The 24,863-nt window shown below is 68.0% G+C and carries 26 protein-coding genes; 5 read left to right on the plus strand and 21 right to left on the minus strand.

Features of this window, described 5'->3' with window-relative positions; genetic code table 11:
• Window positions 1–10 precede the first annotated feature (10 nt).
• From QZX62_RS10045 to QZX62_RS10060, 4 genes are read right to left on the minus strand one after another with little or no spacing between them, the layout of a single operon-like run.
• Window positions 11–469, minus strand: coding sequence for a hypothetical protein (locus QZX62_RS10045; RefSeq protein ID WP_294174146.1), 459 nt, complete (start codon window positions 467–469; stop codon window positions 11–13).
• An 8-nt stretch (window positions 470–477) separates the two neighbouring features.
• Window positions 478–759 carry a hypothetical protein gene (locus QZX62_RS10050; RefSeq protein WP_294174147.1) on the minus strand — a complete coding sequence of 94 codons (282 nt, stop codon included), beginning with the start codon at window positions 757–759 and terminating at the stop codon, window positions 478–480.
• 25 nt (window positions 760–784) lie between these two features.
• Entirely contained in the window at window positions 785–3,202 is a 2,418-nt protein-coding gene (locus QZX62_RS10055) for a ligase-associated DNA damage response DEXH box helicase (protein ID WP_294174233.1), read from the minus strand.
• Window positions 3,199–3,396: a hypothetical protein gene (locus QZX62_RS10060; protein ID WP_294174239.1), complete on the minus strand. Its 198-nt coding sequence runs from the start codon at window positions 3,394–3,396 to the stop codon at window positions 3,199–3,201. Before QZX62_RS10060 ends, QZX62_RS10055 begins: the two co-directional genes overlap by 4 nt.
• A 56-nt stretch (window positions 3,397–3,452) precedes the next feature.
• Between QZX62_RS10060 and QZX62_RS10065 the strand changes: the two genes are divergently transcribed.
• Window positions 3,453–4,454, plus strand: a complete 1,002-nt coding sequence (locus QZX62_RS10065; RefSeq protein WP_294174148.1) for a ligase-associated DNA damage response exonuclease — start codon at window positions 3,453–3,455, stop codon at window positions 4,452–4,454.
• Window positions 4,438–5,187, plus strand: coding sequence for a DUF72 domain-containing protein (locus QZX62_RS10070; RefSeq protein WP_294174149.1), 750 nt, complete (start codon window positions 4,438–4,440; stop codon window positions 5,185–5,187). Before QZX62_RS10065 ends, QZX62_RS10070 begins: the two co-directional genes overlap by 17 nt.
• Window positions 5,188–5,255: 68 nt before the next feature.
• Here the strand turns inward: QZX62_RS10070 and QZX62_RS10075 are convergent, their stop codons facing one another.
• From QZX62_RS10075 to QZX62_RS10085, 3 genes are all read right to left on the minus strand, one after another.
• The gene (locus tag QZX62_RS10075; protein WP_294174151.1) at window positions 5,256–6,923 is read right to left on the minus strand and encodes a DEAD/DEAH box helicase; all 1,668 of its coding nucleotides are present in this window, start codon (window positions 6,921–6,923) and stop codon (window positions 5,256–5,258) included.
• Between the two features lie 63 nt (window positions 6,924–6,986).
• Window positions 6,987–8,366: a phosphoglucomutase/phosphomannomutase PgmG gene (gene pgmG, locus QZX62_RS10080; protein ID WP_294174152.1), complete on the minus strand. Its 1,380-nt coding sequence runs from the start codon at window positions 8,364–8,366 to the stop codon at window positions 6,987–6,989.
• Window positions 8,367–8,427: 61 nt separating this feature from the next.
• Complete coding sequence (locus tag QZX62_RS10085) at window positions 8,428–9,210, minus strand: division plane positioning ATPase MipZ (protein WP_294174153.1); 783 nt, start codon at window positions 9,208–9,210, stop codon at window positions 8,428–8,430.
• Window positions 9,211–9,281: 71 nt separating this feature from the next.
• Here QZX62_RS10085 and panC point away from each other — a divergent pair, with 71 nt between their 5' ends.
• Both panC and QZX62_RS10095 read left to right on the plus strand, forming a co-directional pair.
• Window positions 9,282–10,109: a pantoate--beta-alanine ligase gene (panC, locus tag QZX62_RS10090; RefSeq protein ID WP_294174155.1), complete on the plus strand. Its 828-nt coding sequence runs from the start codon at window positions 9,282–9,284 to the stop codon at window positions 10,107–10,109.
• Window positions 10,110–10,196: 87 nt separating this feature from the next.
• Entirely contained in the window at window positions 10,197–10,508 is a 312-nt protein-coding gene (locus tag QZX62_RS10095) for a hypothetical protein (protein WP_294174157.1), read from the plus strand.
• On the opposite strand, the gene QZX62_RS10100 is transcribed toward QZX62_RS10095, so the two are convergent.
• From QZX62_RS10100 to QZX62_RS10140, 9 genes are all read right to left on the minus strand, one after another.
• Window positions 10,493–10,942, minus strand: coding sequence for a YbgC/FadM family acyl-CoA thioesterase (locus QZX62_RS10100; protein ID WP_294174158.1), 450 nt, complete (start codon window positions 10,940–10,942; stop codon window positions 10,493–10,495). The genes QZX62_RS10095 and QZX62_RS10100 overlap by 16 nt on opposite strands.
• Complete coding sequence (locus QZX62_RS10105; RefSeq protein ID WP_294174159.1) at window positions 10,942–12,069, minus strand: DUF3089 domain-containing protein; 1,128 nt, start codon at window positions 12,067–12,069, stop codon at window positions 10,942–10,944. Before QZX62_RS10105 ends, QZX62_RS10100 begins: the two co-directional genes overlap by 1 nt.
• Window positions 12,069–13,109 carry a Holliday junction branch migration DNA helicase RuvB gene (gene ruvB / locus QZX62_RS10110; RefSeq protein ID WP_294174162.1) on the minus strand — a complete coding sequence of 347 codons (1,041 nt, stop codon included), beginning with the start codon at window positions 13,107–13,109 and terminating at the stop codon, window positions 12,069–12,071. The genes QZX62_RS10105 and ruvB overlap by 1 nt, the downstream gene beginning before the upstream one ends.
• A 199-nt stretch (window positions 13,110–13,308) precedes the next feature.
• Entirely contained in the window at window positions 13,309–13,707 is a 399-nt protein-coding gene (locus tag QZX62_RS10115; protein ID WP_294174163.1) for a GFA family protein, read from the minus strand.
• A complete protein-coding gene (locus QZX62_RS10120; RefSeq protein WP_294174164.1) occupies window positions 13,704–14,279 on the minus strand; it encodes a L,D-transpeptidase family protein in 576 nt (191 codons plus the stop codon). Before QZX62_RS10120 ends, QZX62_RS10115 begins: the two co-directional genes overlap by 4 nt.
• Window positions 14,276–14,872, minus strand: coding sequence for a Holliday junction branch migration protein RuvA (gene ruvA, locus QZX62_RS10125; protein ID WP_294174165.1), 597 nt, complete (start codon window positions 14,870–14,872; stop codon window positions 14,276–14,278). The genes QZX62_RS10120 and ruvA overlap by 4 nt, the downstream gene beginning before the upstream one ends.
• A gap of 125 nt (window positions 14,873–14,997) precedes the next feature.
• Window positions 14,998–15,483, minus strand: a complete 486-nt coding sequence (gene ruvC, locus QZX62_RS10130) for a crossover junction endodeoxyribonuclease RuvC (RefSeq protein WP_294174234.1) — start codon at window positions 15,481–15,483, stop codon at window positions 14,998–15,000.
• A complete protein-coding gene (locus QZX62_RS10135; RefSeq protein ID WP_294174166.1) occupies window positions 15,480–16,223 on the minus strand; it encodes a YebC/PmpR family DNA-binding transcriptional regulator in 744 nt (247 codons plus the stop codon). The genes ruvC and QZX62_RS10135 overlap by 4 nt, the downstream gene beginning before the upstream one ends.
• A 14-nt stretch (window positions 16,224–16,237) precedes the next feature.
• Window positions 16,238–16,480 (minus strand): DUF2312 domain-containing protein, encoded by a 243-nt coding sequence (locus QZX62_RS10140; RefSeq protein ID WP_294174168.1) that lies wholly within the window; start codon window positions 16,478–16,480, stop codon window positions 16,238–16,240.
• 121 nt (window positions 16,481–16,601) lie between these two features.
• Here QZX62_RS10140 and pyk point away from each other — a divergent pair, with 121 nt between their 5' ends.
• Window positions 16,602–18,062, plus strand: coding sequence for a pyruvate kinase (pyk, locus tag QZX62_RS10145; protein WP_294174169.1), 1,461 nt, complete (start codon window positions 16,602–16,604; stop codon window positions 18,060–18,062).
• Window positions 18,063–18,121: 59 nt separating this feature from the next.
• Here pyk and QZX62_RS10150 read toward each other — a convergent pair whose 3' ends face one another.
• From QZX62_RS10150 to QZX62_RS10170, 5 genes are all read right to left on the minus strand, one after another.
• Complete coding sequence (locus QZX62_RS10150) at window positions 18,122–19,003, minus strand: NAD(P)H-hydrate dehydratase (protein ID WP_294174170.1); 882 nt, start codon at window positions 19,001–19,003, stop codon at window positions 18,122–18,124.
• Window positions 19,000–19,764: a histidine phosphatase family protein gene (locus QZX62_RS10155; protein WP_294174171.1), complete on the minus strand. Its 765-nt coding sequence runs from the start codon at window positions 19,762–19,764 to the stop codon at window positions 19,000–19,002. Before QZX62_RS10155 ends, QZX62_RS10150 begins: the two co-directional genes overlap by 4 nt.
• A 133-nt stretch (window positions 19,765–19,897) precedes the next feature.
• On the minus strand, window positions 19,898–22,051 hold the full coding sequence (locus tag QZX62_RS10160) for a family 1 glycosylhydrolase (protein ID WP_294174173.1): 2,154 nt from the start codon (window positions 22,049–22,051) through the stop codon (window positions 19,898–19,900).
• A 24-nt stretch (window positions 22,052–22,075) separates the two neighbouring features.
• Entirely contained in the window at window positions 22,076–24,310 is a 2,235-nt protein-coding gene (gene glf / locus QZX62_RS10165; RefSeq protein ID WP_294174174.1) for a UDP-galactopyranose mutase, read from the minus strand.
• 287 nt (window positions 24,311–24,597) lie between these two features.
• Entirely contained in the window at window positions 24,598–24,768 is a 171-nt protein-coding gene (locus QZX62_RS10170) for a general stress protein (RefSeq protein ID WP_294174175.1), read from the minus strand.
• Between the last annotated feature and the right edge of the window lie 95 nt (window positions 24,769–24,863).

The following is a 24,863-nucleotide window of genomic DNA, read 5'->3' on the forward strand; positions in this document are numbered from 1 at the left end:
AGAACGGATCTTATTCCAAGTGGCTAAGAACATGGTCGCGCAATGACCGGGCATCGTGAAGCGCATTGTGGGGAACGGCGCTGTTGGCCGCGGTCGAGAAGCCGGGCAGGCGCATCAGGGTGAAGCTGAGCCGCGGCATCGGCGCGATTCGCCCTGGCCCGATCGTGATGAGCCGGCAGAACAGGGCGATGTCCTCGGGCCAGTCGGCAACGATCTCCACCTCCGCGAAGCCGGTCAGCCAAGCGGCGAGCAGGATGGCTGCCTGCTCACGCTCGAGCGGCAGACCTTTGTGGCCCTCCGGCACATGATCCAGGTAGGGCACGACATTGCGCTGCACCCAGTTGTTAAGCGGTGTCGTCACGGCGAGGATCACGTAGAACTCCTCCCCGCCGCGCTCTTCGGGCACCAGGCCGAGGCTCAGGAGCTCGCCGCCGAAGCCGTTGTATTCGCAATCCAGGAAGTAGCGCATGCCCGCGCTTAGCGCGGCAAAACCGTCCCGCATACGTCTGTCGGCAGCGGGCGGCCCTTGCGGCATCGCTCGGCCATCCGCCGCGCTTCGCGGCCACGACGCTCTTCTTCCTTCCGCAGTTCGCGCCCGCGCTTCTGGTCGGCCTCGGACTGGCTGGTGGTGACCGCATCCACGCCGGCCGAGACTGCCCTCACCGGCAGGGTGGCGACATCCACCGCGGTGCTGGCGATGGTGCCGACGACGCAGCCGGACAGGGCGGGGGCGAGAAGGACGGGCAGGAGCAAGCGCATGGCGTCTTGTACCTCCCCCGTTTCGCTAGTCCAGCCGCATCGCCTCCTGCGCGAGCGCTTCCGCCTCGATCAGCAGCGAGTCCTCCGCGTCCCCCCCGCCAGGCAGCGCTTCGCGGCCGATCACCACCATCAGCGGCACGGCCATCGGCGTGACCCGATCGGCGGGCACGTGGACCATCTGGTCCGCCGCGCGCTCCACCAGCCGGGCGAGGCGGCCGAGCTCCGTCATCCGGGCGCGAGCGTCCTCCCACGCGGCCTTCATCAATAGATGCTCGGGCTCGTACTTGCGGAGCACGTCGTAGATGAGGTCGGTGGAGAAGCTCACCTGCTTGCCGGTCTTGCGCTTGCCGGGGTGCTGGCGCTCGACCAGGCCGCCGATTACCGCCACCTCGCGGAACGCGCGTTTCAGCAGCATGGACTGCTCGACCCACTCGACGAACTCGCCTTCAAGGATGTCGGGGGAGAGCAGCGGCGCCGGGTCGTCGATCGGCTCCAGACCGTAGATGGCGATGGCGTAATCGTTGGCGACATAGCCGAGCGGCTTGAGGCCGGCCTTTTCCATCCGCTTGGTGATCAGCATGCCGAGCGACTGGTGCGCGTTCCAGCCTTCGAAACTGTACATCACCATGTAGTGGCGGCCTTCAAACGGGAAGGTCTCCACCAGCAGCTCGTCCGGCTGCGGCAGACGGGAGCGGCGCTCCTGCACTTCCAGCCATTCGCGCACGTCGTCGGGGAAGCGGTGCCATTCGGCCGAGCTGGCGAGGAACGCGCGCACCCGGTCGGCGAGGTGGGTGGTCATGCTCATCCGCTGGCCGCCGTAGGTGACCAGCCGGGCTTCGTGCTTGGAGGCGCGGACAACGATGTCGCTGTCCTTGAACCGCTCGATCTCCAGGCTGAGCCCCGCGAAGAAGATGTGGTCGCCGACCGACAGCGTGGAAGCGAAGCCCTCCTCGACGCGCCCGAGCATGCGCCCGTTCTTGAAGCGCACGTCCATCATCGGGTTGTCCACGATGATGCCGGCGTTCATCCGGTGCTGGAGCGCCACGGCGGGCTTGGTGATGCGCCAGTGGCCCGGGCTATCCTCCACCAGCCTGCGGAACTTGTCGTAGGCACGCAGGGCGTAGCCGCCGGTAGCGATATATTGGAGAACGCGTTCGTATACTTCGTCGGAGAGGCCAGCGTAGGGCGCGGCGGAGCGGATCTCGCGGAGCAGCTCGCCCTGCTCGAACGGCGCGGCGCAGGCGCAGGCGAGGATGTGCTGGGCGAGCGTATCGAGCGTGCCCGGGCGGAAGATCTCGGGATCGAGCTCACCCGCGTCCACCGCGTCGAGCGCCGCGCGCGCCTCCAGATACTCGAAGCGGTTGCCCGGCACGATGGTGCCTTCACTCGGCTCGTCCAGCCGGTGGTTGGCGCGGCCGATCCGCTGGAGCAGGCGCGAGCTGCCCTTGGGTGCCCCCATCTGCAGCACCAGCTCGACATTGCCCCAGTCGATGCCGAGGTCGAGGCTGGAGGTGCAGACCAGCGCGCGCAGTCGCCCGTCGGCCATTGCCGCCTCCACCTTGCGCCGCGCTTCCAGTGCCAGGCTGCCGTGGTGGACACCGATCGGCAGCGATTGCTCGTTGACCCGCCACAGGTCCTGGAAGATCAGCTCGGCTAAGCCGCGGGTATTGCAGAAAACCAGGCTGGTCTTGTGCTGCTCGATCAGCTTCATGACCTGCTTGGCGGCGTAGCGGCCCGAGTGGCCGGACCAGGGGATGCGGTCCTCGGGCAGGAGGATCGACAGGTGCGGCTCGGCGCCGGGGTCGCCTTGCACCAGATCGACCAGCGTCTCGTCGGCATCGGGGGCGAGCCAGTGGCGGTAGGCGTCGGGGTCGCTGACGGTGGCGGACAAGCCGACGCGGCGCATGGCGGGCGCGATCGCCTGCAAGCGCGCCAGCGACAGGCCGAGCAGGTCGCCGCGCTTGTCCCGGGCAAAGGCGTGGATCTCGTCGATGACGATGTTCCGAACGCCCGCGAACATCGTGAAGCTGTCGGGATAGCTCAGCAGCAGGCTGAGCGACTCCGGCGTGGTCAGCAGCACCTGCGGCGGGCGCGCGCGCTGTCGCGCCTTGCGGTCGGACGGAGTGTCGCCGCTGCGCACCTCGACGCGGATCGGGAGCCCCATCTCCTCAATGGGGGTGAGCAGATTGCGCTGAACGTCGACCGCCAGCGCCTTTAGGGGCGAGATGTAGAGGGTGTGCAGCCCCTCGGCCGGCGTCTCTGCCAGATCGCAGATGGTCGGCAGGAAGCCCGCCAGCGTCTTGCCCGCACCCGTCGCGGCCACGAGTAACGCGTGCCGCCCGGCGCGGGCACGATCGAGCATCTCGAGCTGGTGACGGCGCGCCTGCCAGCCGCGGCCGACGAACCAATCGGCTACGACCCGCGGGAGGTCAGCTCCGCTCAGAGGCCGCTGCCGGGATCCCGCTCGTGGATCCGCTGCTCCTCTTCGTACACACGGCGAGTGCCTTCCTCGGTGGTGCGCTGGTCGACCCGGGACTTCTTGTTGCGGATCACCGCCCAGATGATCACGGCGAGAAGAACGATCGGCCCAAGGAGGGTCACCAGGTTCCAGTAATTGACGTCGCTGCCTTCGGCCATGTCGCTTCTCCGTTGCGGCGGCGGAACCAAGCCGCCGTTCACTCCTTAAGTGCGCGATGCCCCGTCTGGGTTCCTGGATCGAGCCTTTTCCCCAAGGCATCTACGTGCGCCCCGCCGACGCCTGGGTCGACCCGTCGCAGCCCACCCAACGCGCGCTGGTCACCCACGGCCATGCCGATCATGCCCGCGGAGGGCATGGCACGGTATGGGCCACGCCCGACACGCTTGCGATCATGGGCACGCGCTACGGGACACAGAACGGCTGCCCGGTCGAATACGGCCAGAGCGTCACGGTCGGCGAGGTGGAGGTCAGCTTCGTGCCGGCGGGCCATGTGCTTGGGTCGGCGCAGATCATTCTCGATTGGGGCGGCGAGCGGGTGGTGGTCTCGGGCGACTACAAGCGCCGCGAGGACCCGACCTGCGAGCCGTTCCTGCCGGTGCCGTGCGACATCTTCATCACCGAGGCGACCTTCGGCCTGCCGGTGTTCCGTCATCCGGAGGTCGGCGGCGAGGTCGACCGGCTGCTGGGCCGGCTGGCCGACAATCCGGAGCGCTGCGTGCTGGTCGGGGCCTATGCGCTGGGCAAGGCGCAGCGGGTGATCGCGGAAACCCGGCGTCACGGACATGAGGAGCCGATCTACTATCATGGCGCGCTCGAGCGGTTGTGCCGGCTGTACGAGGAGCTCGGCATCCGGCTGGGCGAGCTCAGGCCCGCGACCGGCGCGAGCAAGGCGGAGCTGGCCGGCAAGATCGTGATGTGTCCGCCGAGCGCGCTCAACGACCGCTGGTCGCGGCGGCTGCCCGAGCCGATCACCGCCATGGCCTCGGGCTGGATGCGCATCCGCCAGCGCGCTCGGCAGAAGAATGTCGAACTCCCGCTGATCATCTCCGACCACGCTGACTGGGACGAACTCACCGCCACAATCCGCGAAGTCGCGCCCAAAGAGGTCTGGATCACCCACGGTCGCGAGGACGCGCTGATGCACTGGTGCCAGCTCCACCAGATCAAGGCGCGCGAACTGAACCTGGTCGGATACGAGGATGACGACGACGATTGACGAGGTGCCCGTCCAGGTGCGGATCGGCACCGCCGGCTGGTCGATTGGGGCTGAAGCGAGCCCGTCCTTTCCGGGCAGCGGCAGCAACCTCGAACGCTATGCCGGAGTCTTGCCCGCGGCGGAGATCAACAGCTCCTTCCACCGATCGCATCGCCCCGCCAGCTGGGCGCGTTGGCGGGACAGCGTGCCTCAGGGTTTCCGGTTTTCGGTCAAGATGCCCAAGACCATCTCGCACGAGCGGAAGCTGGTGGATTGCACTGAGCTCGTCAGCGACTTCCTTGCGCAGGTCGAAACGCTTGGCGACAAGCTCGCGATTCTGCTGCTCCAGCTGCCGCCCAAGCTCGCCTTCGACCGGGACGTCGCCGGCAATTTCCTCCGGAACCTTCGACGTAGGACGACGGTGACCGTAGCGGCCGAGCCGCGTCACGCCAGTTGGTTCGAGAAGGAGCCCGACGGGCTGCTGAACGACCTGGGAGTTGCGAGGGTCGCTGCCGATCCGGCAATTCGCCCCGAGGCCGCCGTTCCGGCCGGCTGGCGAGGGCTGGAGTATTGGCGGCTTCACGGATCACCGATCAAGTACCGGTCAAGTTATAGCGACCGCCTTCAAGCCTACGCCGAGGAGCTGAGGCGCGCTGAAGGAAGGGCCGTCGAGCGGTGGTGCATTTTCGACAACACGGCATCGTCAGCTGCCATCTCCGACGCACTCCGGCTGCATGCAATGCTGGAGCGGTGAGGCCGTGAGCCAGTGGCGCTGGTAGCAGACACCAGGCGCGGTCGAGGACCGTCCGGGTTCCGGGCCACCTACGCGGAGACTCTCTTGGACTTGGGCTTGGCCCCGCGCTGGCGAGCGGGACCGGCAGCTTGCTCGACTGCACGGGGCGGTGCCGGCTCGATCACCAAGCCGTCGTCCTCGGGTGCAATCGTCGCGCGGCGGAGCGCCTTGAGGAAGCCTGGCGTCGCCCGCGGGGTGACCTCGAAGTAGCTCTCGTTTGCGGCCACCCGGATTGCGCCGATGTCGTTGCGGCCGACGTGTCCGTAGCGGCAGATCAGCGGCAGCAGCCAGCGAGGATCGGCATTGTGCCTTCGGCCGGCATTGATCCTGAACCAGGTGGAGCCTTCAAACCCTGCCCGCGGTCCGGCATCGCCGCGCTCGTCCCGATCTCCCGGCAGCAGGATGTCCTCGGGCGCGGGAAGGTCGGTGCGGAGCGATCGCACAAGCGCAGCCGCGATAGCTTCGGGCGATAGCTGCGCCATCAGCTGCTCGGCGAATTGGCGGTCTTCCTCGTCCGCTTCGATTGGCGCCGAAAGCGTCTGAAGCAGCCGACTCAGGTCCTTCTCGCGGATCTGCTCGGGGGTGGGCGGAGCGATCCACTCGGCCGTGATCCGGGCACTGCGCAGCATCGCCTCCACGTTGCGGCGGCGACGGAACGGCACGATGAGCACCGCCACCCCCTTGCGCCCGGCACGGCCGGTCCGGCCGGACCGGTGCTGCAGCGCCTCCGCGTCGCGCGGCAGCTCGACGTGGATCACCAGCGACACGGAGGGCAGGTCGATGCCGCGCGCGGCCACGTCCGTGGCCACGCACACCCGGGCTCGCCGGTCGCGCAAGCTCTGCAGCGCGTTGTTGCGCTCGTTCTGGCTGTGCTCGCCCGAGAGGGCTACGGCATGGAAGCCGCGCTCGGTCAGGCTGGCGTGCAGCCGCCGCACGGCTTCCCGGGTGGCGCAGAACAGAATGGCGGTCTCGGCCTCGTGCAGGCGGAGCAGGTTGACGACCACATGCTCGATATCGGTCGGGGAGACGGCCACGGCCTGGTAGGCGATGTCGGCATGGGCCTCGCGTTCGCCGATCGTCTCGATGCGCAGCGCGTTCCGCTGGTAGCGCCGGGCAAGCGCCACGATGGGCCGCGGCATGGTGGCAGAGAACAGCAGGGTGCGTCGGCCATCCGGCGTGGCGTCGAGGATCTCTTCCAGCTCCTCGCGAAAGCCCATGTCGAGCATCTCGTCGGCCTCGTCGAGCACCACTACGCGCAGTGCGGACAGATCAAGCGCACCTCGCTCCAGATGGTCGCGGAGGCGGCCGGGCGTCCCGACAACGATGTGGGCGCCGCCCGCCAGCGCACGCCGTTCCTTTATCGGATCCATGCCGCCGACACAGGTGACGACCTGTCCCTGGGCAGGCGCGTACAGCCATTGCAGTTCCTTGCTGACCTGAATCGCCAACTCGCGGGTCGGCGCGATCACCAGGGCGAGCGGCTCGCGGGTCCAGGGCGCGCGCTCCCCGTCCAGCAGCTGAGCCGCCATGGCCAGGCCAAAGGCGACGGTCTTGCCCGAACCGGTCTTCGCTGAAACGATCAGATCGCGGCCGTCGGCCTCCTCGGCGATTACGCCGGATTGAACGGACGTCAGCGTGTCATAGCCGCGTTCAGCCAGCGCTCCCGCGAGCGCCGGATTGATTTCAGGATTTTGCATGCGCCGCGCCTACTCGCATTCGGCGCGGAGCGGTAGCTTTCCCTGTCCCGGCAGACTCCGAGCCTAGTGCCCGCCTTCCGTCCGCTCCACGCCGGAGGCCGCGAGTTGGCCGTCGATCTGCTGCATCAGCCGCTGCAGCCCTGCCTCGTCCTGCGCCTCGGCGCGGGCGACCAGCACGTCCTGAGTGTTGGAGGCGCGGAGCAGCCACCAGCCGTCCTGGTCCATCACGCGGGCGCCGTCGGTTGAATCGACCTTGGCGCCGTTCTGCGACAAGCGGCCCAGCACCTCGTCGATCACCGCGAACTTGCGGCTCTCATCGACGGGGAAGCGCAGCTCGGGCGTGACGATGCTCTGCGGCATCGCGTCCTTGAGCTCGGTCAGGCTCTTGCCCGAGGCGCTGACCGCTTCGATCAGCCGAACGGATGCATAGAGTGCGTCGTCGAAGCCGTACCAGCGGTGCTTGAAGAAGATGTGGCCGCTCATCTCGCCGGCGAGCGGGGCGTGGGTTTCCTTCATCTTGGACTTGATCAGGCTGTGCCCGGTCTTCCACATCAGCGGCTTGCCGCCGAGCTCGGCGATGCGGTCGAACAGCTTCTGGCTGGCCTTGACGTCGGCGATGATGGTCGCGCCAGGCTCGGCCTGCAGCACCGGGACTGCGAGGATGGAAACGATCTGGTCGCCCCAGATCACCCGGCCGCGGCTGTCGACCGCGCCGATGCGGTCGCCGTCGCCGTCGAAGGCGATGCCGAAATCGAGGTTCTTCTCCGCCACGAGCCGCTTAAGGTCCTCAAGGTTCTTCTCGACCGTCGGATCCGGATGGTGATTGGGGAAGCGCCCGTCCACGTCGGTGTAGAGGGTGTGGTGCTCGCCCGGCAGGCGCTTGACCAGCTTCTCGAGCGCGGGGCCCGCGGCGCCGTTGCCGGCGTCCCACCCGATGCGGAAGGCGCCGCCGGCGAAGTCCTGGACCAGCCGGTCGATATAGCGGTCCATGATGTCGACATCGGTGACTTGGCCCTGGCCCTCGCACCACTGCCCGGCCGCGGCGCGAGTCCCCAGCTTCTTGATCTCCTCGCCGAACACAGAGCGGTTCGGCAGCAGCATCTTGAAACCGTTGTAGTCGGCCGGGTTGTGGCTGCCGGTGATCTGGATGCCGCCGTCCACGTCCAGCTCCGCCACTGCATAATAGAGCATGGGCGAGGGGCCCTGACCGACGCGGACCACGTCGATGCCGCCTTCGGTCAGGCCGCGGATCAGCGCTTCTTCCAGCCGCGGCGAGTGCTCGCGCCCGTCACGGCCGACGGCCAGGCGCTTGACGCCCTCCTCGGCGGCATGGGCGGAGAAGGTGCGGCCAAGCGCGTAGGCGTCCTGTTCGTGGAGCGTGTGGCCGACGACTCCGCGGATGTCGTATTCGCGGAGGATGGTGGGATCGAATGTGTGGGTCATGCGGGTGCCCCTACGCGGAAGGGCGCGGTTTGTTCAACATGCGCTTACCGCATGTGCCGCTTCAGGCCGCCTGCGCCTGCTCCGCTCCGGGAACGCCAAGGCCGGCGATCATCTCGCGGAGTTCCTGCCGCGCGGCGATATGGCCCATGCCGACCTCGCCGAGCTGTTTGAGGTCGAGCAGCGTCAGGCCCTTGGGGAACAGCTCGCGGTAGATAACCCGCTCACCCAGGCCCGGGATGACGCGGAAGCCCACGCGGCGGGCGAGTTCGTCCATCGCCGCCCCGACGCGCTGCTGGTTGTGGGACTGGATGTGCTGGAGGCGATTGCGCAGGACCACCCAGTCGACGCTCTTGCCGGCGGCCTTGGCGCGCTTGGTGCGGCTGTTCCAGATCAGCTCGGCGTAGAAGCTGGGCTTGGTGATCTTGAAGTTCTCGGGGTGGACCTGGCCGATAAGGTCGAGGTCGACGAAGCTGTCGTTCATCGGGGTGACCAGCGTGTCGGCGCGGAGGATGGCGGCGCGGGCGACCGGATCGTCGCGGCCGGGCGTGTCGATGACCAGCACGTCGCATTGGGTCGCGAGGCAGTCGATCGCGGCGGCGAGCGCTTCTTCGCTGAGCGTTTCAAGCACCCCGAACGCCGGCTGCGGCAACTCGGTTTCGAGCCGGCGAATGGTCGCGGCGCGGTTCTCGAGATAGCGGGTGGTGGTGCGTTGCCGGTTGTCGAGATCGAGCACGCCGACCCGGTGACCGGAGGCGGCCAGCGCGACGGCGGTATGGACCGCGGTGGTGGACTTGCCGGTGCCGCCCTTTTCATTGGCGAAGACGATGAAGTGCGGGTTGGTCATGGGCCTTGATCTTTCCCCCGGCGCGAACGAAGCGCCCTGCTCGACAAGGGTTTAATGCGGGGGAGTCGGCGGTGCAAATCATCCGTGCGGGTGAAGATGTCACGGCTGTCCGGCGGGCGTTACGCGGCACGCTCGCACTGGTGCCGACCATGGGTGCGCTGCACGCGGGGCACCTCCGGCTGGTACAGGAGGCCAAGCGGCAAGCGGAGCGGGTCGCAGCCACGATCTTCGTCAACCCGCTGCAGTTTGGACCGGACGAGGACCTCGGCCGCTACCCGCGGCAGGAAGCGCGCGACCTCCGGCTGCTGGAAGAGGCCGGCTGCGACCTATTGTGGCTGCCAGGGGCGGGGGACCTCTACCCGGATGGGTTCGCCACCAGCGTGAGCGTGACCGGGATCAGCGAACGTTGGGAAGGCGAAGCTCGGCCCGGTCACTTCGCGGGCGTGGCGACGGTGGTGGCCAAGCTGCTGATCGCGGTCGCGCCGGACGTGGCGCTCTTCGGGGAGAAGGACTTCCAGCAGTTGGCGGTGATCCGGCGGATGGTCCGCGACCTTTCCCTGCCGGTAGAGATCGTCGGGGTACCGACGGTGCGGGACGAGGATGGGCTCGCCCTGTCGTCGCGCAATGCTTACCTGAGCGACGAAGAGCGAGCTCGGTCTGTGGCGCTGCCGCGAGCGCTAGCCGAGGCGGCGGAGGCGATCCGCGGTGGCCGCGCAGTTGAGGGGGCGTTGGCGGAGGGCCGGGGCAGGCTGCTGGAAGCTGGCTTTTCCGGGATCGACTATTTCGCGCTGGTCGACGCCGCGAGCTTAGAGCCGCTGACCGAAGTGCGGGCCGAGATGCGGCTGATCGTCGCGGCGGTGATCGGCCCGACCCGGCTGATCGACAATTTCCCGGTCTGAGCAGCGCTCACGCCATGCTCTTTTCGCCATTAACCAATTTGAAGAGAATCGGGCCGAATTTGCACCCCAACAACAGGGGGAAAGTTCATGGCGATCAGCCAACATGCCGCGGAGTTTCTGGTCCGCAGCCGACTTGCGGATGCGGAGCGGGGGGACGTGGACGCGCTGTTCGACCTGGGCGTCACCTACTCGACTGGCGAGACCGGCGTAGCGGTTGACCTGATCGAAGCGCACAAATGGTTCAACCTCGCGGCGCTGGGCGGCAGCGCCCGCGGACAGGAATGCCGGGCAGAGATCAGTGGAGAGATGACCGCGCGGGAGATCGCGGAAGCGCAGCGCCAGGCGCGGGCGTGGCTGGCAGTGACGCACGGCACAAGCCAGCGCTACGCCGTCGCCTGACGAATTCGTTCGAACGCTTCGACCCACTCGCGCGGCTGGCGGGTGGGGCGGCCGTCCAAGGTCAGAAAGGCGGCAGTGACCCGCGCGTCAGTCAGCTGTTCCGCGCCGCGGAACACCCGCTGGTGGATAAGCACGGAGGCGGCGCGGACCTGCTCCACCGCCGAGCGGATCAGCAGGTCGTCGCCGAGCTTGGCCGGGCGCAGATAGCGGATGTTCGCCTCGGCCACCGCGTACATGCCATCACCCCGTTCCATCGCGGCCCGCTGATCCACGCCGGCCGCGCGAAGCATGTCGGAGCGGGCCCGCTCCATGAACTTCAGGTAGTTGGCGTAGTAGACGATCCCCGCGGTGTCCGTATCCTCGAAGTACACGGTGAGCGCAAAGCGATGCTCCGGCCCGACGAAGCCGCCGCGGTAGGGCTGGTCGAGGCTCATCAGGGGCGGGCGGCCTCTTCCACCAGCCGGACGAGGTCGCCCTGCGGCGCGTTCATGTCGGCGAGGTGCATGCCCCACCCGGGCAGGAACAGCGCCCCCAGCGGGCTGGCGATGCCGACTTCACCCCCGATCCGGTCGGTGCGCCGGTCGCGCGGGTCGGCGTTGACCCGGACCTCAAGATAGCCGCGCTGGCCTTCGTTGACGCAGCGCGCGGAGACCAGGCCTTCGGTGCGGAGATAAGGCGAGGGCGGCGGACCTTGGTTGGACCACTGGATGGGACCGCCCGGCACCGGCACGCTTGAGCGGGTGTTCCAATAGCTGTCGAGGCTTTCCCAGTTGCGGCTGCCGGGCCGTGCCGGGTTGACGCAGCCGACCGTCATGCCGGGCACCGGGGCGAAGCCGAAAGTGGCGCCCTCGGGCGGGACGTTGCGGGTGCGGTAGCTGACGTAGCTGACGATGCAGCCGGTCTCACCGGGGCGGCTGCACAGGGGCGTCGACTTGAAGGTGCCGCCGACCAGCCGGCCCTGCGGCACCAGCACGTTGAAGCCGGGGATGATCGCCAGCCGCATCTGGCGGGCGATTGGCTTGCCCTCGATCTCCTGCTTGATGAGTTCCTGCAGCATCCAGCTGCCCTGGCTGTGGCCGACCAACACGAAGGGTCGGCCGGCATTGCGGGTCGCCAGATAGTTGCGGAAGGCGGCGCGCACGTCGCCGTAGGCAGTGCCGAAGGCCGGGCGGATGTCCGTACCCGCCGCGACTGCAGCGATCGCGGTCGTGGTCATCTGGCGGTAGACCGGGGCGAACGGTCGACAGGCGGCGGCGAAGCGGGCGAATTGGGACTGCGCGGTACCGCGCTCCTCATTCACCTGAAGGTCGCTGTTGAGCCCGCGGTCGCGCGATACGGTTGGGTAAACGTAGAAGCAGTCGAGCGGCGGATTGGCGGCGACGGTGCTGCGGCCGGTCGAGCCGTAGCCGTTGGCGTTCAGCGCCGTGGTCGCGAGCGGGGTAGAGCAGACGTCCTGGCGGCCGGGTAGGCAAAGCCAGCTGGCGGCCGTTCGGTAATCAGGTGCGGCTGCGGCGGCCGGGGCGGCTTGAGCGGCAAGCAACAGGCTCAAGGGCAGGCTCATCATTTCACTCCATTGCCGTCGAACAGGCCGGTCTGCGAACCAGCGGGCGGGTTCAATCCTAGGTGGGTCCAGCCCCGACCGTTGAGGCAGCGGCCCCGCGCGGTGCGGGCGATCAGGCCCAATTGAATGAGGTAGGGCTCGATCACGTCCTCAATGGTGTCGCGCGGTTCGCTCAGGCCCGCGGCGAGCGTTTCCACCCCGACCGGGCCGCCGCCATAGAGGTCGGCGATCATCAGGAGGTAGCGCCGGTCCATCGCGTCGAGCCCCAGGCCGTCGATCTCCAGCCGGGTGAGCGCGCGGTCGGCGGTGGCGGCGTCGATCAGGTCGGCGCCGGCGGCATGGGCGAAGTCGCGCACCCGGCGGAGCAGGCGGCCGGCGATGCGGGGCGTGCCGCGGCTGCGGCGGGCGATCTCGTGCGCGCCGCCTTGGGCCAGGTCCGCACCGAGGAGGCGGGCCGCGCGGCGTACCACCTGCTCCAGCTCGTCCACCGTGTAGAAGTTTAGCCGGACGGGAATGCCGAAGCGGTCGCGCAGCGGCGTCGTGAGCAGGCCCTGCCGGGTGGTCGCGCCCACCAGAGTGAAGCGCGGCAGATCGATCCGGACCGAGCGGGCGGACGGGCCTTCGCCGATCATCAGGTCGAGCGCGCGGTCCTCCATGGCCGGGTAGAGCACTTCCTCGACCGCGGGGTTGAGGCGGTGGATCTCGTCAATGAACAGGACGTCGCCATCCTCCAGGTTGGTGAGCAGTGCGGCGAGGTCGCCCGACTTGGCGATCACCGGTCCGGACGTGGCGCGGAAGCCGACCCCCATCTCGCGCGCGACGATCTGCGCCAGCGTGGTCTTGCCGAGGCCGGGCGGGCCGAAAAACAGCACATGGTCGAGCGCCTCACCGCGCGCCTTGGCGGCGGAGATGAACACCCGCAGGTTCTCGCGCGCGCCTTTCTGCCCAACGAACTCGTCGAGGCTCTTCGGGCGGAGCGCCGCGTCGGCGTCGTCCAGCTGGCGCTCGGGCGCAGTGATGCGGGCGGGGTCGGCGTTCATCGCGCGCGCTCCAGCTTGACCCCGGTTGACCGTGGACGCGATGTTTTTCCCTCTGCGGCAGTGACAGTGAATGTGACCTTCGTGATCTTGGTGAGCGACGTCGGAGGCAAGGTCATGGACAGTCGATAACGAGGCGCGGACTGGATCACACGCGCATGTTGCACAGGTAAAGCCGTGTAGGACAGAGGTTTGCCGCGACCTAGTCGAAGTGCTCGATGGCGTCGCTGATCTCGACCCACGGATGCTTGCGCTGCTCCCAAACTGAGTAGTTTGGCCTGACGAAGTAGGGGTCGTCGAACGCGCCCATCGGGATGGCAATCGTCTCGGGCGCATTGTCGTTCGTGAAGAACAGGGTGTCGCCGCACGAGGGGCAGAAATGGAAGCGGGCGACATTCCCGCCGCCGCCGCTGTGCGCATAGGCGCTTGCCTTGCCATCGGTCGTTACCGCTTCGGCAGGAAAGCGCACCTGAGCCGCGAATACGGAACTGCTCCGCTTCTGGCAGTCGAGGCAGTGGCAGACCGACACGCGCACCGGATCGCCGGTGACCGTGGCGCGAAGCTGGCCGCAGCGGCAGGAGGCGGTGCGCTCGGCAGTCATGCCGTGATCTCAATGGGCGTTCCATCCGGGACAGCGCGGTAGAGCCACTCGATCTCGGAATCGGTGACGGCGATGCAGCCTTCCGTCCAGTCGGCGAGCGTATGGCGGCTGCCGAGCGCGCCGCGCCCGTTGGGCAGGCCATGGATCATGATCTCACCGCCGGGAGCGATGCCGAGGCGCACGGCGGCCTCGGCCTGCTCGGGCGTCGGATAGCCGATGCGAAGCGACAGGTGATAGGCGCTGTTCGGGTTGCGGGTGGTGATCAGGTAGCGGCCCTCCGGCACTCGCCCATCGCCCTGCCGCTCCTTGGGCAGGAGCCCGCCGCGGCCAAGCGCGACGCGGAAGGCGCGGACCAACTTGCCGCCCCGGTAGGCGGACAAGCGCCGCTCCGACTTGTCCATCCGCAACGCGTCCACTTGCGGGGGCGGGGACGCTGTGCAGCGTGCACCCGCATAATCCCACGCTCGGCCGCCTGCGAGGCAGCGGTCAATCCGGGCATACTCGCTGGTGGTTGCACAGCCGGTGAGCGCTCCAACGGCCAGCAGAAGGCGGAAAAAGCGGGACGGGCTCACTTCGCCGCCTTCCTCAGCGCAAGCCGCACCAGCGCGTCGAGGGTGGCGCCGGGGCCGAGTTCGTCGTTGGCCGCGGCGACGGCGGCGGTGGCTTCGGCGGGCTTGAAGCCGAGGTTGGCGAGGGCGGAAAGGGCGTCCTGGGCGGCGCCTCCCCGCGGGGCTGCGGTGCCGGCTGCGGCGGCGAGGGCGGGGGCGCCGAGCTTGCCCTGCAGCTCCATGGTGATGCGTGCCGCGAGCTTGGGGCCGACGCCGTTCGCGCGGCCGACCATCGCCTTGTCGCCGGCCGACACGGCGCGGGCGAGCTCTTCGGGCGAGAGGATGGAGAGGATGGCGAGCGCCAGCCGGCCGCCGACGCCCTGGACGTTGGTGAGCTGGCGAAAGGCCTCGCGCTCGCCGGCCGAGCCGAAGGCGAACAGGGTCATGCTGTCCTCGCGGACCTGGAGCTCGGTCAGCAGGGTGACCGAACCACCGACCGGGCCGAGCGAGTCGAGGGTCTTGGCGGACGCCAGCACGAGGTAGCCGACGCCGTTCACGTCGACCACGGCGGTGTCGGCGGCGGTTTCGGCGAGGGTTCCGGCGAGACGGGCGATCATCGCGGCCGGTTAGAGCAAGACTTTCAAGCGTCGTCATCCCCAACTTGTTTCAGGATGCCTGCATCCACCCGAGCGGCAGCTCTCTGCAGGAGGATGGATGCTGAAACGAGTTCAGCATGACGGTGTCAGGGGATGCGCCGGGCACTCGCCAGATGGTGGGCGTGGGTGATGGCGACCGCCAGCGCGTCGGCCGCATCGGGACCGGCGATTTTCGCACCGGGGAGCAGGCGGGAGATCATCGCGTGGACCTGCTCCTTGGATGCGCGCCCGGTGCCGACCACCGCTTTCTTGACCAGGGTCGGAGCGTACTCGCCGACCGCAAGGCCGGCGCGCGCGGCGCAGAGCAGGGCGACGCCGCGGGCGTGCGCAAGCTTCAGGGTGGAGGCGGGATTCTGGTTGACGAACACCTCTTCCGCCGCCGCGGCCGCGGGACGGTGCTCGGCGAGCAAGGCATCGAGCGCGTCCGCCAGTCCGGCGAGGCGTTGCGCCAGCGGGTCGGCCGAAGCGGTCCTGATCTGACCGTTGGCGAGATGCGCCAGGCGGTTGCCCTCGGCCCGGATCATGCCCCAGCCGGTCGAGGTGAGCGACGGATCGAGGCCGAGGATGATCAGCCCAAGCGCTCCATCACCTCGTCGCTAATCTCGTAATTGCCCCACACGGTTTGGACGTCGTCATCCTCTTCCAGCGTGTCGATCAGCTTAACCAGCTGGCCGGCCTGCTCCTCGTCGACCGCGACGGGGGTCTGCGGGCGCCAGGCGAGCTTGACGGCTTCGGGTTCTCCCAGCGACGCCTCCAGTGCCTTGGTGACTTCGTGCAAGCTGTCGATTCCGGTCCAGATGCGGTGGCCGTCCTGGTCGCTCTCGACGTCGTCGGCCCCCGCCTCGATCGCCGCTTCGAAGACCTTGTCGGCGTCGCCCGCGGTTGCCGGGAACTCGATCAGGCCCAGGCGCTCGAAGCCGTGGCTGACCGAGCCGGAAGCGCCGAGGTTGCCGCCGTTCTTGCTAAAGGCGGTGCGGACGTTGGTCGCGGTGCGATTGCGGTTGTCGGACAGCGCTTCGACGATCAGCGATACTCCGCCTGGGCCGAAGCCCTCGTAGCGGATCTCCTCATAGTTCTCCGCGTCGCCCGACGAGGCCTTGTCGATCGAGCGCTGGATGTTGTCCTTGGGCATGGACTGCGCCTTGGCCGCCAGCACCGCGGCCCGCAGGCGCGCGTTCATGTCGGGGTCGGGCAGGCCCATCTTGGCCGCAACAGTGATCTCGCGCGACAGCTTGGAGAACATCGCCGAGCGCTTTTTGTCCTGCGCGCCCTTGCGATGCATGATGTTCTTGAATTTGGAATGGCCGGCCATTGCCGTGCTTCTCCTTAGTGCAGCCCGAGCGCGTTGCGGTAAGTTTCGAGCAGCGCGTCGGCTTCGTCGCGGGCGTGCTTCTCCATTTTTCGCAGCCGCACGACCGCCCGCATCGTCTTGGTGTCGTAGCCGTTTGCTTTGGCTTCGGCATAGACGTCCTTGACGTCGTCCGCGATGCCCTTCTTCTCTTCCTCGAGCCGCTCGATCCGCTCGATGAACAGCCGCAGCTGATCCGCCGCGACGTTGCCCTCTGCCATTATGGTCCCCGCTCACCAGATTCTTTTGCCGGGAGCCCGTTAGGCGAGCCTTGCCGGCCGCTCAAGCGGTTGAACAGCCGAAACCAGCGGCTATGGCGTGGGCGCAACAAGGGAGATGTGAGTGGCGGTTTCGGTTGGCCCACGCGGGCGTAAGGTCAGGATCCTGGCGACGCTTGGGCCGGCGAGCTCCTCGCCCGAGATGATCCTGAAGCTGATGAAGTCGGGCGCCGATGCGTTCCGGATCAACATGAGCCATGGCGACCAGGCCGCCAAAGCCGAGCTCGTGCGGATCATCCGGGCGCTCGGCGTCGAGCACAAGCGGCCGACCACCATCCTGTTCGACCTGCAGGGGCCGAAGCTGCGCATCGGCAAGCTCCAGGGCGGCTCGGCGAGCGTGGACACGGGCAGCCGGCTGGTGCTCGACCGGTCGAGCGAGCCGGGGGACGCCAGCCGGGTCGAGCTGCCCCATCCCGAGCTGTTCGGAGCGGTGGGTGAGGGCGACCGGTTGCTGATCGACGACGGCAAGGTGCGGCTGCGGGTCGCAGCGGTGGCACCGGAGCGGATCGACACCATCGTGGAGGTCGGCGGCAAGATCAGCGACAACAAGGGCGTCAACGTGCCCGACGTGCTGGTACCGATCCCGGCGATGACGGAGAAGGACCGTTCCGACCTGCAGTTCGCGCTGGAGCAGGAGGCGGATTATATCGCGCTGTCCTTTGTGCAGCGCGCGGAGGACGTCGAAGAGGCGCGGCGGCTGGTGGACGGCCGTGCAGCGCTGATGGTCAAGATCGAAAAGCCGGCGGCGATCGAGCGGTTGGAAGCGATCATGCAGCATTCGGATGCGGTGATGGTGGCGCGCGGCGACCTGGGCGTGGAGCTGCCGGCCGAAGCCGTGCCGCCCCTGCAGAAGCGCATCGTTGCCCGCTGCCGCGAGCTCGGCCAGCCGGTGGTGGTGGCAACGCAGATGCTGGAATCGATGATCAGCTCGCCCACCCCGACCCGGGCCGAGGTAAGCGACGTCGCCAACGCCATCTATGACGGCGCGGACGCGGTGATGCTGTCGGCCGAAAGCGCGGCGGGCGACTATCCGTGCGAAGCGGTGCAGATGATGGACCGGATCGGCCGCACGGTAGAGGCCGACCCCAACTACGCCGCCCGGGTACATTTCACCGCGACCCCGGCCGAGCCGACCACCGCCGATGCGCTGGCGGAAAGCGCGGGCAACATCGCCACGACGGTGCAGGTCGCGGCCATGGTCTGCTACACTTCCACCGGCGGCACGGCGCGGCGTATCGCCCGCGAACGGGGGCCGGTACCGCTGCTGGTGATGACCGCCAGCCAGAAGGTCGCCCGGCGGATGGGACTGGTATGGGGCGTGCACGCGGTCAACACGCGCGACGTGTCGAGCTTCGAGGAGATGGTCGGCAAGGCCAAGCGGATGGCGCTGCGGCACAAGCTCGCCGGGGCGGACCAGCGGCTGATCATCCTGGCCGGAATCCCGTTCGGGACCAGCGGATCGACCAACGTGATCCATGTCGCACGGCTGGTCGGCGACGAGCTGGAGGACTACGCGGGGGCTTGAGCCGTCATCCTGGCGGAGGTGGGATCCTAGGGGTCGCGCGAGCCGCCCGGGACCCCGGCCTACGCCGGGGTGACGCTCTCCAGCAATCCCGGCACCTCGCCCGGAATCTCTCGGGCCAGATAGCCCAGGGTCCCGACCTTCTCGCCCAGGCGCCGCCCGGCCTCGCCATGGCACCACACGCCCCACAGCAGCGCGGTGAGCGGGTCGGCGCGGCGGGAGAGGAGGCCGCCAACGATCCCGGCCAGCGTGTCGCCGCTGCCGGAGACGCCGAGTCCGGGACCGCCGCCCTTGTACAGGAACGCGGTCCCGTCCGGCGCAACGATGTGGCTGTTGACGCCCTTGACCAGGGTGACCGCATCATAGCGCTCGGCGCAAGTGCAGCCGGCGGCGAGCGGGTCGGCCTCCACCTCTTCCTCGTCGCACTCCAGCAGGGAAGCGAGTTCGCCGGCGTGGGGCAGGAGGATGGCGGGGCAGGCGGAGCGCTGCACTTCCTCCCGTCGCTGCGGCAGGGCGCGGAGCAGGGCGGCGTCGAGCGCCAGGGGGTTCCCGTTGCCGACCAGCGCGGCGGCGAGCTTGGCCGTGTGCCCGTTGCCCTGCATCCCTGGGCCCGCGACTACCGCGTCAGCCATGGCGGCGCGTTCAGCCAGCGGCTTGACGGTGGATGGGGCGAAACCGCCGTCGCGGCCTTGGGCGAGGCCGACCACCATCGCTTCGGGCATGGCCATGGCCAGGTGCGGGGCGACGCTGTCCACCGTCGCGATCTGCAGCCGGCCGGCGCCGGCGCGCATGGCCGCCATCGCGGTCAGCAAGGCCGCGCCGCCAACGTCGCGACTGCCCGCGATGATCAGGATGGAGCCGCGCGCGTTCTTGTCGCCCGCGCCGATCGGTGGAAGCGGATACTTCTTCAACAATGCCGGCGTGAGCTCGGCGGGCGCGCTCATCGGGTGCCCACGACCGCGTCGGGTTCGGACGTAACCGGCGCCTGGTCCTCGTGGAGCGGAGCGGCGTGGTTCCACAGCGTCAGTCGGGGAGCGCATTCGAGCTCCAGCGGCTGGAAGTCAAACGCGCAGATGCCGCAGTTGAGGACCTCGGACTGCTTGTCGATGCCGAGGATCTGCGCCTCGTCGAGCTCCTCCAGAATGTAGCGCATGCATAGCACCACGACCTGGTGGCAGACGATCAGCACGCGGCGGTCGGCATAATGGAGGTTGATCGAATTCATCGCCGAGCGCAGCCGCAGGATCACGTCGGCCCAGCTCTCGCCGCCGGGCGGGCGGTGGTAGAACTTGCCGAGCCGCGTGCGGTGCCCGGCTTCCTCCGGGTAGCGTTCGCGGATGCCGAGCGTGGTCAGGCCGTCGAAGATGCCGAACTCGCGCTCGCGCAGCCGCTCGTCGATGATGGTGCGGGCCTTGCCGCCGGCCAGCCCGCCCGCTTCGCAGATGTGCCGGGCAGTCTGGCGCGCGCGGAGGTAGGGCGAGGACAGGATCACTTCGGGCTTCTGCCCGTCGGGCAGCGCCGCAAACCAGCGCCCCGCCGCTTCCGCCTGCTGGTGGCCGAACTCGGACAAGGGCACGTCGACGTCGCGGATATCTATGCCGATGGTCGCCAGCCCGTGCGCGTCCGCATGATCGCGCGCGACATTGCCCTGCGACTGGCCATGCCGGACGAGGTAAAGCCGCTTGGGCCAATGGCTTGGGGTCATGCTTCCTCCGCTCGGCTCAACACAAAGCATGAGGGACGGGAAAGGGTCCAGCGGTGGGCGGCCGCTCGGACGATCGAGCAAGTCGGGCGAGATTGGGCAGAGCCGGCTTCCCGCTGGCGAACGGTGGCGGGCGCTACCGTCCTGGCAAGTCCTCCGCGTGCAGCATGAAATCATCGAGCGCATGGTCGAGCGGTCGTAGAAGGTGACCGCGGCTGCTGGCCAGGGTGGTGTCCGCCTTGTCGCCGCCGATGTCGCGCACCAGGGTAAGGTTCTGACCACCGCGGTCAGCGATTTGCCGGGCCAGACCGTGCCAGCTGATGCTGCCTTGGTTGGCGAGGTGCCATAGGCCGCTCTCGCCATCGAGCAGCAGGTCGAGCGTCGCATGAACGAGGTCGGGGACATAGGTGGGGCTGACCACCGCATTGTCGCTGGCGTGCACCTCTTCCCCCTTCACCAACCGGTCGAGCGTACCCCACAGAAAGTTGTAGCGGTCCCAGGGCCCGAAGAAAGAGCTGGTCCGGACGATCAAGGCAGTGGGGTTGATGGCCAGGACGCGATCCTCGGCGTCGGCCTTGCTCTGGCCGTAGACGCAGGCGGGGGAGGTCGGGTCCGCCTCGATATAAGCTCGGCCAAGCTGCCCGTCGAACACCAGGTCGGAGCTGAAGGTCACCAACGGGATGCCACGCCTGGCGCAGGCGGCGGCGAGCAGTTCAGGGCCGGTGGTGTTGATCCTGAAGCAATCGTCCGGCTGGTGCTCGGCCTCCGGCACACGGACGAAGCCGGCCGTGTTGACCACCGCCCAGGGCTGATATTCGTCCAGCGCCCGGTCGATGGAAGCGGCGTCGGTGATGTCCATCGCGCGCCGATCGGTCAGGACGCGGGCCAGGCCGCGATGGTGGCAGAGCCGGCCGAATGCCTGGCCCAGCGTTCCGGTGGCGCCGGTAACCAGCAGCGGCCTGCCGCCAAGCATCCGGTCGGTGGACATGCGAGCACCGATATAGAAACGCTCCGGGCGACGCCACCAGCCCCGCCCGAGATCGATCGGGTGCGCGCACTCCTCGCCCGCGCCGAGCGCGGCCGCGGTTTTGGCGATCAGCGTGGGCCGGGGCTTGCCGCCGCGGGTATCGAAAGCGCCGACGTCGTAGTGGTTCTCCTCGCGGGTCAGCAGCGAGCGCCAGTCCACCGCGCCGAACAGCGACCACAGGGTCACGGCGCGGATGTCGACACCTTCCTCGCGGACCTGCCGGGCGGCGTTCCATACCTGCTTGAACCAGCGGACCTGCTCCTCGCGGGTGCAGCCGTGGTGTACCTCCGTGACCGCCAAAGGTATGTTGTAGCGCTCCCAGGCTTCGCGCAGGCGCTCGGCCGGGCCGACCTTGGCGGCGAGGTGCGGGATGCGGATCGCTTCCACGTCGGCATAAGTTTCCCGCCCATTGGAGCCCGGATCGACCTGCGGATAACGTTCGACCCGCTCGTCCAGATAGCGTTCGCTGGTCAGGTAATGGTTGATGCCGATGATGTCGGGCGTGGCGTCGCCGGAGGCGAGGTCGTCCAGCAAGTCGGCGGTCGAGTGCCGTTCCAAGGTGGCGCGGAACGGGTGCCCCGCACCGACCCGGCCGGCGAGCAGATCGAGGCTGAGCCACCGCCGTTCGTTCTCGTGCGCGGCCTGATGCGCGAGCTTGCGGGTGGAGAAGGTCCGACCGAGGTCCTCCGTTGCGACCAGCAGGGCAGCCGGATTGACCTCGCGGATCGCGCGCATGGCGGTCAGGGTGCCGCGGCATTCATGGGCCAGCGCCTGGATGAACTTGCCCCAGTCGCGCGTGTGCGGGTACCAGTGGCCGTAGAGGCAGGAGAAGCGGGCGGTGGTCAGCGGCTCGTTGACCGGCGTCCACATCTCCACGAACGGATAACGCTCCGCCGCCGCGCGCGCGTAGCGGGCAAGCTTGGCTGGGAACTCCGGATCGAGCAGACTCGTATAGCGCGGCCCGGAGCCATGGTGGACCAGTCCGCCGATGATGCGGATGCCGAGGTCGCGCAGACGCCGGAGCCGTTCGTCGTGCCACGCCCAGTTGAGTTCGTCAGGGTGGTCGGGAGCCACCCGCTCCCATACGATCGGGTAGCGGACGGTCTTGATCCCAAGCTCCGCGATGGCGTCGAGGTCCGCCAGCCGATGCGCATGGCCGGTCAGGACCACCTCGTCGCGGAACTCGTCGCCAATCCGGACAACGGTGCACTCGACCCCGCCCCAAAGCTGGAGCGGGGTTTGATGTTCTGTCGGTTCGGTCATCCCTGTCCCGACTGCGGCTGGACGTCAGATCGCCAGGCGCAGCTCCCTGCTGGACGCGCCGGTTTTGGTGCGCGCCTGGTCCAGGCGGCGGAAGGTGGCGAGCGCCTGTCCGACGATCTGGTCCATGTTGTAGTAGCGGTAGGTCGCCAGCCGCCCGACAAAGGTCACGCCCGCGGTTGCATCCGCCAGCGCCTCGTACTGTTTGAACAGCGTCTGGTTCTCCGGACGAGGGATCGGATAATAGGGATCGCCCTCCGCACTGGGATACTCCAGCGTGATGGTGGTGCGGGGGTGCTCCTGCCCGGTCATGTGCTTGTACTCGCTGATGCGGGTATAAGGCGTTTCCGTGTCCGGGTAGTTGACCACCGCGACGTCCTGAAACCGTTCCTTCTCGATCGTCGAATGGACGAAGCGCAGCGAGCGGTAGGGCAGCTTGCCGAAGCGCCAGTCGAAATATTCGTCGATCGGCCCGGTGTAGATGATGTGCGCGGCGTCCACCTCGTCCCGCACGTCGCGGAAGTCGGTGCCGAGCGACCGGTCGATCAGCGGGTGATCGAGCATCCGCTCGAACATCCGGGTGTAGCCCTCCAGCGGCATGATCTGGTGGGTGTCGGTGAAATAGCGGTCGTCGGTGTTGGTGCGGGTCGGGATGCGGCTCGTCACCTGCTTGTCGAGCTCGCTCGGGTCCAGGCCCCACTGCTTGCGGGTATAGCCCTGGAAGAACAACTCGTAGAGTTCGCGCCCGACCGCGTTGATCACCACATCTTCCGAGGTCCGGATGTCCGCCACCGGTTCGGCGCGCGAGGCGAGGAACGCCGCGGCCTCCTCGTCGGTCTTGAGGTTCGCGTCGAACAGCTTGTTGAGCGTGGTGCGGTTGATCGGGATCGGCACCAGCTGGTCGCGGACGTTGGCGAGCACGCGGTGCTCGTACGGCCGCCACCTGGTGAACTGCGACAGATAGCCGACGATCTCGTCCGAGTTGGCATGGAAGATGTGCGGCCCGTATTTGTGGTACAGGATGCCGTCCGCGTTGAGCTCGTCGTAAGCGTTGCCCCCGATGTGCTCGCGCTTGTCGATCATCAGGATCCGCGCGCCATGCTGGGTCGCCAGCCGTTCGGCCAGGACCGAGCCGGCGAAACCGCAGCCGACGATCAGGTAATCATACTTCTTGGCCTTGGCCGCGGAGGCGCCGAACGCCGGGCGTTCGATCTTGCGGGCGGATTCCATGACGTTGTCGATCAGCTTTGCCATACGTGCCTGCGTTGTATCCCAGCTCATGTCCGCCAGCAGGAGGTCGACCTCCGCCAGCCAGCCATCGTCTTCCCTCGTAAGCGCGAGGGCGCGCTCGCACGCCTGGACGAACTGGTCGGGAGTGGCGGCGATGCGCACGCCCGAGAGCTTCTCGTAGTGGCGTTTCACGTCCTTGATCGGCGTGGATACCACAGGTTTGCCGGCAGCGAGATACTCAGGGGTCTTGGTCGGCGAGATGAAGCGGGTCGCCTCGTTGATGGCGAACGGCATCAGCGCCACGTCCCAATTGGCCAGGTAAGTCGGCAGCTCCTCGTAGCCCTTGCCTCCAAGATAATGGATGTTGTCCCGGCGGGGCAGGTCGTCCTCGCTGATCTTCACCACCGGACCGACCATCACCAGCTGCCAGTCGGGCCGGGCGTCGGCCACCGCGGCGACCAGGTCGAGGTCGATGCGCTCGTCGATCACCCCGTAGAAGCCGAAGCGCGGCCGGGCGATGGCGGCTTGGTCCGCCGGGTCGGCGATGCCGCTGCGGGCCGCGCCGAAGTGCTTGCGGTCGACCGAGGAGGGGAAGGGGTGCACGTCGCCGTGGCGCTGCTTCTTGGCCTCGTACAGCGAGTAGCCGCCGGTGAAGACCAGGTCGGACGCCTCCAGCAGCTCCTTCTCCAAATTGAGCAGCTCCTGCGGCGCGAAGCGGAAGGCGCTCAGCTCGTCCATGCAGTCGTAGATGGTGGCGACCGCATCCAGGTGCCGCGAGAACGGCAGCATCATCGGCGTGTAATACCAGCGGATGAGCTTGCCTGAGATGGTCGCGACGAACCCGTCGAGCAGGCCCCTGAGCACCGTTTGCTGGGCCGCCGGGTCCAACCCTTCGGGCAGCTGCGGAGTCACGATCGTCAGATTGGGCGCGCCCTTGCCAGACCGCACCTGCAGCGAAGGACCTTCGCCCGCGGCGGCGACCACCGGCTCTTCCCACACCACTACCGGCATGGATTTCGCAAAGCGGCTCATCAAGTGCTGGGGCCGCTGGAACACGAACTCCCACCGGAGATGCGAGAAACAGATAAGAACCGTTTTGTTGTTCGGGGATGCCGGCACAGGCACACTACCCTCACCGCGAACGCCGACACTCTCGAACATCTTCAAGTCACCTCGCGCAGTTGTGGCTGTTATGATGGTTGAACCACAATGGACCGGTTCGGGTTCCCTCAGCTGGCGGTTTGCACCGCAACATTCTTGCTGCAGTGCGACAGACTGCGGCAGGGGAGCGCCCATCCGAGCGCTCCCTTGCCGTTGACTCACGCGTCCAGCCGGACCCGGCTGGCCTTGCCGCCCTCGCGTCCGGCGGCCGCCGCCCGCTCGCGATCGTGAGCGAAGTTGCCGCCGCTGGCCTTGCCGCCCTTGCTGGCGATCTCACGCTGCCGATGGGGGTCCATCGCCGCGAAACCTCGTTTCGCACTAGTTGCCACTGCATCTCTCCCTAGCCGATCGACCAAAAGGATCGAGCGAACAGCAAGCGAGCTACATAAATGTCGCGTTCAGCTTTCTGACATGGGTTAGCGAA

Origin of the sequence: uncultured Sphingomonas sp. (assembly GCF_902806265.1) — a bacterium.
Taxonomy (GTDB): Bacteria; Pseudomonadota; Alphaproteobacteria; order Sphingomonadales; family Sphingomonadaceae; genus Sphingomicrobium.